6 protein-coding genes and 1 pseudogene are annotated in these 8048 nt (G+C 63.8%); 6 read left to right on the forward strand and 1 reads right to left on the reverse strand.

Going from position 1 to position 8048, the window contains the following annotated elements:
* The 3 genes and pseudogenes from Q0O40_RS14410 to Q0O40_RS14420 form a co-directional block, all read left to right on the forward strand.
* Positions 1-238, forward strand: a pseudogene (locus Q0O40_RS14410) (peptidase M28); the annotation flags it as partial.
* Between the two features lie 52 nt (positions 239-290).
* Positions 291-2594 carry a ribonuclease R family protein gene (locus Q0O40_RS14415; RefSeq protein WP_295531338.1) on the forward strand — a complete coding sequence of 768 codons (2304 nt, stop codon included), beginning with the start codon at positions 291-293 and terminating at the stop codon, positions 2592-2594.
* A 104-nt stretch (positions 2595-2698) separates the two neighbouring features.
* Positions 2699-3172 carry a GNAT family protein gene (locus Q0O40_RS14420; protein WP_295531341.1) on the forward strand — a complete coding sequence of 158 codons (474 nt, stop codon included), beginning with the start codon at positions 2699-2701 and terminating at the stop codon, positions 3170-3172.
* A 60-nt stretch (positions 3173-3232) separates the two neighbouring features.
* On the opposite strand, the gene Q0O40_RS14425 is transcribed toward Q0O40_RS14420, so the two are convergent.
* Entirely contained in the window at positions 3233-3712 is a 480-nt protein-coding gene (locus Q0O40_RS14425; protein WP_295531343.1) for a universal stress protein, read from the reverse strand.
* A gap of 239 nt (positions 3713-3951) precedes the next feature.
* Between Q0O40_RS14425 and Q0O40_RS14430 the strand changes: the two genes are divergently transcribed.
* The 3 genes from Q0O40_RS14430 (at position 3952) to Q0O40_RS14440 (ending at position 8034) form a co-directional block, all read left to right on the forward strand.
* Entirely contained in the window at positions 3952-5265 is a 1314-nt protein-coding gene (locus tag Q0O40_RS14430; protein ID WP_295531346.1) for a pyruvate dehydrogenase complex dihydrolipoamide acetyltransferase, read from the forward strand.
* Positions 5266-5340: 75 nt separating this feature from the next.
* The gene (lpdA, locus tag Q0O40_RS14435) at positions 5341-6756 is read left to right on the forward strand and encodes a dihydrolipoyl dehydrogenase (RefSeq protein WP_295531349.1); all 1416 of its coding nucleotides are present in this window, start codon (positions 5341-5343) and stop codon (positions 6754-6756) included.
* Positions 6757-6858: 102 nt separating this feature from the next.
* Positions 6859-8034, forward strand: a complete 1176-nt coding sequence (locus Q0O40_RS14440; RefSeq protein ID WP_295531351.1) for an NAD(P)/FAD-dependent oxidoreductase — start codon at positions 6859-6861, stop codon at positions 8032-8034.
* The last annotated feature ends 14 nt before the right edge of the window (positions 8035-8048 follow it).

Consider the following 8048-nt stretch of genomic DNA (forward strand, 5'->3'; position numbering starts at 1 on the left):
CTGGACGCCAGTGGCGGGCGCGGCCGGATACGCTGTGTGGCGGCGGCGCACCGATGCGCCGAGCTGGCAAGAGAAAGTTGGCGAGACCACGGCGGCGACCCGGCTGCGGCTTGACGGGGTGCGCGGCGATGACTGGATTTTTGGCGTAAGCGCCCGGGCCGCCGATGGCGCAGAAAGCCCGATTGCCGCAGCGCTGCCCGGCGGTGACTTTGCACCGTTGGGCACGGCACAGCCTTGACCCTTGGGGCGGCGCGCTTGCCAATTGCGGCGCAAACGCTCAGGTGCGCGGCATGGCTCATAAACTGACACCTACCGGTCCTGATGGGATGCCGACACGCCAGCAGGTGCTCGACTTTCTGGCGCAGGCCGAAGAGCCGGCGGGCAAGCGCGAACTGGTCAAGGCGTTCGGACTGAAAGGCACGGAGAAGATCGCCTTGAAGGCGCTGCTCAAGGACATGGCCGAAGAAGGCCTGATCGATGGCAATCGCAGCGCGTTTCACCGCATGGGCGGGGTGCCTAAAGTCACCGTGCTGCGCGTGATGGAAATCGAGGATGGCCAGCCGCTGGCGATCCCGGACAGCTGGCAACCCGATGACGGCGCGCCGCCGCCGCGCCTGCGCATCATTGAACCCAAGGGCAAGGCGCGCAGCCGCGAGGCCGCGCTCAAAGTGGGCGACCGGGTGCTCGCGCGCACCGAGGACGCCGGGCGGGGCCTGATCGCGCATCCGATGAAGAAGCTGCCCACGCGCACCGAACAAGTGCTGGGGGTGGTGGAATTCGACGGGGCGGGGAAGGGCTGGCTCGCCCCGGTCGACAAGCGCGTGCGCAATGCCGTGCCGATTTCCGATCTGGGCGGGGCGGCGAATGGCCAGCTGGTGCTGGCGGAACCGACCGGGCGCTCGCTGCGCGCGGGCTACAAGGTGACTGAAGTGCTCGGCGATCCGCTGGCGCCGCGTGCGTTCAGCCTGATTGCGATTCACAAACACGGCATCCCGTTTGTGTTTCCCGAAGAAGCGCTGACCGAAGCTGCGATTGCGGCCAAGCTCCCGCTGAGCGAGGAGAAGCGTGAGGATCTGCGCGCGCTGCCGATCGTGGCGATCGATCCCAGCGATGCGCGCGATCACGACGATGCGATCTGGGCCGAACCCGACGGCGCGGGCGGGTTTCGCGCGGTGGTCGCCATCGCCGATGTCAGCTTTTACGTGCGGCCGGGCAGCGCGGTCGACCGCGAAGCGCGCAAGCGCGGCAACTCGGCCTATTTTCCCGACCGCGTGGTGCAGATGCTGCCCGAAGTGCTCAGCGCGGATGTCTGCTCTTTGAAAGTGGGTGCAGACCGGGCCGCGATGGCGTGCCACCTGACCATCGATTCGGGCGGGCGGATCATCGCCTGGCGCTTTACGCGGGCACTGGTCCGCATTTCCGAAGTGCTGGCCTATGAAGAAGCGCAGCGGCGCATCGATGCGGGCGAGGCTGCGGCGAACCTCGTCAATCTGTGGGCAGCGTGGCGGTTGCTCGCTCGCGCGCGCGATGACCGCGATCCGCTCGCGCTCGAACTGCCAGAGCGGCGCGTCGTTCTGGATGCGCAAGGCAAGATCACCGAGATTGCGCTGCGCGAGCGGCTCGATGCGCACCGCGTGGTCGAAGACTTCATGATCGCCGCCAATGTGGCGGCGGCCAAGGCGCTCGAGGCCAAGGTCGCGCCGGTCGTTTATCGCATTCACGAGCCGCCAAGCCGCGAGAAGCTGGTGGCGCTGAAGGACTATCTGGCGACGTTCGGTAAATCGCTGGCGCTCGGGCAAGTGGTCACGCCGGGCCTGTTCAACCGCATGCTTAAAGACGTGACTGACGATGCGGAGCGCGCGCTGGTGATGGAGGCAGTGCTGCGCAGCCAGACGCAGGCCTATTACGGCCCGCGCAATGCCGGGCACTTCGGCCTTGCGCTGGGCAGCTATGCGCACTTCACCTCGCCGATCCGGCGCTATTCGGATTTGCTGGTGCACCGCGCGCTGGTCGATGGCTGGCAACTGGAGCAGCCGCGCCCGGCGGCATCGGGCATCCCGCCGACCTCGGGGCTTTCAGACCGCGACCGCGACGATCTGACGCGCATTTGCGAGGCGATCAGCATGACCGAGCGCCGCGCGATGGAGGCCGAGCGCGACACCATCGACCGTTATGTTGCGGCGTGGCTTTCGGCGCGCGTGGGCGAAGTGTTCGATACGCGCGTCACCGGCGTACAGAAATTCGGCCTGTTCGCCACGATCATTGGCCTTGGCGGCGATGGGCTGGTGCCGATCTCCACCTTGGGCGCAGAGCGCTTCGGCTACGATGAGAAGGCACAAGTTCTGGTGGGCGAGCAGACCGGCGAGACGTTCGCGATGGGCATGATGCTCAAGTTGCGCCTCGCCGAAGCCAATCCGTTGACCGGGGCGCTCAAGTTCGAGCCGGTCGATCTTCCGGAAGGGAGCCAGCGGATCGAGGCGCGCGGGGCGAGGAACGAGGGGCGCTATGAGCCGCGCCCGAAACCTTCGGGAAAATACACTAGCGGCGCGCGCGGGCGGCCGGGCAACATCCGCCATCAGGGGCGGCGGAAGTAGCTTTGGCGCCTAGATGACTTTCAAGCATACGGCCGGACGATAGCTTGCTTGCGCTTCTCGCCGAGACATCGCCTTGGCGCGCTACTTTCTAATCGAGAGCACGAATGATCGTAGAGACAACAGACGAGGATTATGTTGAGCTGATATTTGCGCCGCGTTCGTTTAGTCTGCCGGATACGCAAATCGCTCCCACACCAGTGTTGCAGATGTTAGCCGAGGTCGCGGCAAATGTGCGGCAGACTTTTGCCCCGGCCTCCTGGCTCATCGTCAATGCCGGTGAGGTCGTTGGCTTGTGTTCTGTGACCCGTCCGCCGAGCAACGGCGTAATCGACATCGGATATGGGATTGCGCCCAGCAGGCAGGGCCGTGGCTTTGCTGGACATGCCGTCAGCGAGATTGTGACATGGGCTCGCGAAGCCCCTAATGTGGTGGCACTGACGGCGGAAACCAGCCTCGAAAACGAGGTTTCACAGCGGGTGCTGGCGCGCAACGGCTTCATTCAAGTGGGCGAGCGAATAGATAATGAAGATGGGCCATTGATCTGCTGGCGATGCTTTGCCGATAAGCTACCAGACTGAAACCCCGCCAAAGCCGCTCAAACGGGCGCTGCTGTTGACATCTCTGCAATCGCCGACACCTCAACTGAACGCGTCGATGCCCTCTTCATCGACAAGGCCGGGCACAATCATCAAAACGCAGGGCAAGCTTCCGGCGTTTCCGGCGAAATAGCTGATCAGGGGGCCGGGGTTGCCCTCGGCGGCGGCACCGAGGACAAGCGCCGAGACTTCGGGATGCTCGGCCAGGTAAGCGCGCACGACATTGGGGCCATCTCCATTGCGGACCGAGATCACCGGTGTCAGCCCTGATTCGCTGGCGAGGCTGCCGGCGGCGGTCGTTACCAGCACCTCGGCGCGTTCGCGGGCTTCGGCCTCGATGGTCGCCTGGATGCCGGCAAACACCACGAATTCCTGGCGCGGCACGAGCGCGAGGATATGCACAGTACCACCGGTGCGCACGGAGCGCCGGGCGGCAAAGCGCAAGGCGCGCCGGGCTTCCTCGGTTTCATCCATAATCACCAGATAGACGCGCTGCGCCCTATCCGCTTGATTGGCGTCCATCCGATTGCCCCTCCAATGCCGCGTTCTCATTCTGGCTGGTCATAGCTAATGGCATAATTCGTATGCGGGGCAAGCGCCTTGCCACTTGACCCGGCATGGCGCGGTGGCGAAAGACCCGCAATGCGTGCATCAGGGCTGGCGATGCGGACAATGCTGCGGCATTGCGGAAAAGACCGGATACAGTTGACCTGAAGCGCCGAAGACACGAGCCAAGCGACCAGAACGGAAAAGAACCGCTCATGCCCATCACGATCAAGATGCCCGCGCTTTCACCGACGATGGAAGAAGGCACGCTCGCCAAATGGCTCGTCAAAGTGGGCGACCGGGTATCTTCGGGCGATATCATGGCCGAAATCGAAACCGACAAAGCGACGATGGAGTTCGAGGCGGTGGATGAGGGCGTGGTCGTCTCGATCGATGTCAGCGAGGGCAGCGAGGGCGTCAAAGTCGGCACCGTGATTGCGACAATTGCGGGTGATGATGAAAGTGCGGCGGCTCCGGCAGCAAATGCCCAGGAAATCGCTCCTGCGCCGGTTGTGGAAGTCCCGCCTGCGGCTCCGGTTGCGGCCCCGGTTGCGGCCCCCGTCGTTTCTGTGCCTGTCGCATCCGCTCCTGTTCCGGTGGCGGCGATGCCGGCGAATGAGCGCGTGATCGCCAGCCCGCTGGCCAAGAGGATTGCCTTGGACAAGGGCATCGATCTGGCCGGTGTCACTGGCAGCGGCCCGCATGGGCGGATCGTGAAAGCCGATCTGGATGGCGCGCTTGGATCGCCTGTTGCCGCGCCGATCTCAGCGCCAGCAGCTTCCTTTGCACCAGCACCTCTGGCGGCGGCTATACCATCGCCTGCTCCGTTAGCGACCGACATCCCGCACGAAGCGGTCAAGCTTTCGACCATGCGCAAGACCATCGCCCGCCGCCTGACCGAGGCGAAGGCGACTGTTCCGCATTACTACCTGACTGTCGACATCCGCCTCGATGCGTTGCTCAAGCTGCGCACCGAGCTCAATGCCGCACTGGGCGCGCAAGGGATCAAGCTTTCGGTCAACGATCTGATGATCAAGGCGCTGGGCAAAGCGCTGATGCTCGCGCCCGATGCGAATGTGAGCTTTGCCGGCGACCAGCTGATCCGGTATTCTCGCGCGGACATCTCGGTGGCGGTGTCGATCGCTGGCGGTTTGATCACGCCGATCGTGACCGGGGCCGACGTGAAGTCGATCTCGACCATCCAGAAAGAGATGACCGATCTGGCCGCGCGCGCCAAGCAGGGCAAACTGCAGCCGCATGAGTATCAGGGCGGCACCGCCAGCCTTTCGAATCTGGGCATGTTTGGCATTAAGCAGTTCGACGCGGTGATCAATCCGCCGCAGGGCATGATCATGGCGATCGGCGCGGGCGACAAGCGGCCTTATGTCATCGACGATGCATTGGGCATTGCCACGGTGATGACCGCCACAGGCAGCTTCGACCACCGCGCCATCGACGGGGCGGAGGGCGCGCAGCTGATGCAGGCATTCAAATCGCTGATCGAAGCGCCGCTTGCACTGGTGGCCTGACATTTTCATGAGCAGCGCGCTTCTGGCGCGGCGCTAGAGGTTGGCCGACTAGGATCGGCCTGAAGGAGCAATCGCGTGGCAGAATCGTACGACGTCATCGTCCTTGGATCGGGCCCCGGCGGCTATGTCGCGGCGATCCGTGCGGCGCAATTGGGCCTCAAGGCTGCGATTGTCGAGCGCGAGGTGCTGGGCGGCATCTGCCTCAACTGGGGCTGCATCCCGACCAAGGCGCTGCTGCGCTCGGCCGAAGTTTTCAACCACATGAAGCATGCAGCCGCTTATGGCCTGGCAGCAGACAACGTGCGCGCCGATGTGGGCGCGGTGGTGAAGCGCTCGCGCGCGGTGGCCAAGCAGCTCAATCAGGGGGTTACCCACCTGATGAAGAAGAACAAGATCACGGTCTACATGGGCAATGGCAAGCTGCTCGCGCCCGGCAAGCTGGAAGTGACCAGCGACAAGGGCACCGAAACGCTGGCAGCCAAGCACATCATCATCGCTACCGGAGCCCGCGCGCGCGAGCTGCCCTTCGCCAAGGCAGACGGCAAGCGCATCTGGACCTATCGCCATGCGATGGTGCCGGCCGAGATCCCGAGCAAGCTGTTGGTGATCGGATCGGGCGCGATCGGGATCGAGTTCGCCAGCTTCTATAACGACATGGGCGCAGCAGTGACGGTCGTCGAGATGATGGACCGCATCGTACCAGTGGAAGATGCTGATGTTTCCGCTTTCCTGCAGAAGGCGCTGACCAAGCAGGGCATGTCGATCATGACCGGCGCTGGTGTCCAGTCGCTTGAAACGAGCGAGACCGGGGTGAAGGCGAAGATCAAGCAGCAGGACGGGGCGATCCTCGATGCCGAGTTCAGCCATGTGATCGTCGCAGTGGGGATCGTGCCCAATGTCGAGAACATCGGGCTGGAGACCTGCAAGGTCGAGCCGGACAAGCGCTCGCATATCAAGACCGACGCTTATTGCCGCACCAATGTGCCGGGCATCTGGGCAATCGGAGATGTGACCGACGGCCCGTGGCTGGCGCACAAGGCGAGCCATGAAGGCGTGATCACCGCTGAAGCCATCGCCGCCGAGCTTGGCAACACCGAGGTTCATCCGCACCCGATGGACCGCAACAACATCCCCGGCTGCACGTATTGCCATCCGCAAGTGGCCAGTGTCGGGATGACCGAGGCCAAAGCGCGCGAGGCCGGGCACGAGCTGAAAGTCGGCAATTTCCTGTTCATCGGCAATGGCAAGGCGATTGCGCTGGGCGAATCCGAAGGCTTCATCAAGACGGTTTTCGATGCTAAGACCGGGGAATTGCTCGGCGCGCACATGATCGGCGCGGAAGTGACCGAACTGATTCAGGGCTATGTCGTTGGCAAGACGCTGGAGACGACCGAAGCCGAGCTGATGCACACAGTCTTTGCGCACCCAACCTTGAGCGAGGCGATGCACGAATCGGTGCTTTCGGCCTATGGCCGCGCGCTGCACATGTGATCCAGTGCCCCGGCAAAGGCCGGGGCCTCAGGCAGAGTAACGTCTTGGGCCGCCCGTCTTTGCGGGCGAGCGCGCCGCTACAGAGTGTGATACGGCACAGCGATGGATGCCAATTATGATGCCATCATTCTGGGCGCAGGCGCTGCAGGGCTTTTTTGTGCAGCAGTGGCGGGGCAACGGGGGCGGCGGATTGCGCTGCTCGATCATGCCGAGGCCCCGGGCAAAAAAATCCTGATCTCGGGCGGCGGACGCTGCAATTTCACCAATCTGCAAACCGCGCCGGATCGCTATCTTTCCGAAAACCCGCACTTCGCCCGTTCTGCGTTGAGCCGCTACACCCCATCCGATTTCCTTGAACTGATCGAACGCCACGGCATCGCATGGCATGAAAAGGCGCTGGGGCAGCTGTTTTGCGATGGCTCGGCCAAGCAAATCGTCGCGATGCTGCTCGAAGAATGCCGGAGCGGCGGCGTCGATTTGAGATGCGGCCAATCCATCGGCGCGGTCGACCATAGTGAGGGGGTTTTTCGCGTAAGCTTTGGCAGTGCCAGCTTGTCCGCCCGCGCGCTGGTTATAGCGACCGGCGGCCCCAGCATTCCCAAGATGGGCGCTACCGGATTTGCTTACGAGCTGGCGCGGAAGTTCAGGCTGAAGGTGGTGCAGCCGCGCCCGGCGCTGGTGCCGCTCACTTTGCCCGAGAACGAGCGATTGTTCCGCGAGCTTTCAGGCGTTTCGGCCCAAGTGGTGGCCAGTGCGGGCAAGGCAGCGTTTCGGGAGGCGGCGCTTTTCACCCATCGGGGCCTGTCGGGGCCAGCGATCTTGCAGGCATCGAGTTATTGGCGGCACGGCGAGCCCGTGGGGATCGATTTTCTGCCCGACCAGTCGCAAGGCTGGCTGGCGCTGGCGAAGCGGGCGAGACCTCGCGCGCATGTGCCCCGGCTGCTCGCTGAAAGCCTGCCAGAGCGGCTTGCCGTGGCCCTTGCGCAGCGCCTGATGCTGACAGCCGAGCTTGGCAACACGCCCGACGCCGCGCTTCATGCGGCCGAAGCGCAGTTGGCCAATTGGCAGTTCGTGCCAAACGGCAGCGAAGGCTATGCCAAAGCCGAAGTGACCGCAGGGGGCATCAGCACTGCCGAACTCTCTTCAAAGACCATGGCGGCGCGAAATGTGCCCGGCCTTTACGCGATTGGCGAGGCAGTCGATGTTACAGGGTGGCTGGGCGGCTATAACTTCCAATGGGCCTGGGCAAGCGGCCACGCTGCCGCGCTGGAGCTTTGAGTCAATGCTGGCCT

The sequence above is a fragment of the Novosphingobium sp. Chol11 genome, assembly GCF_945870625.1.
Taxonomy (GTDB): domain Bacteria; phylum Pseudomonadota; class Alphaproteobacteria; order Sphingomonadales; family Sphingomonadaceae; genus Novosphingobium.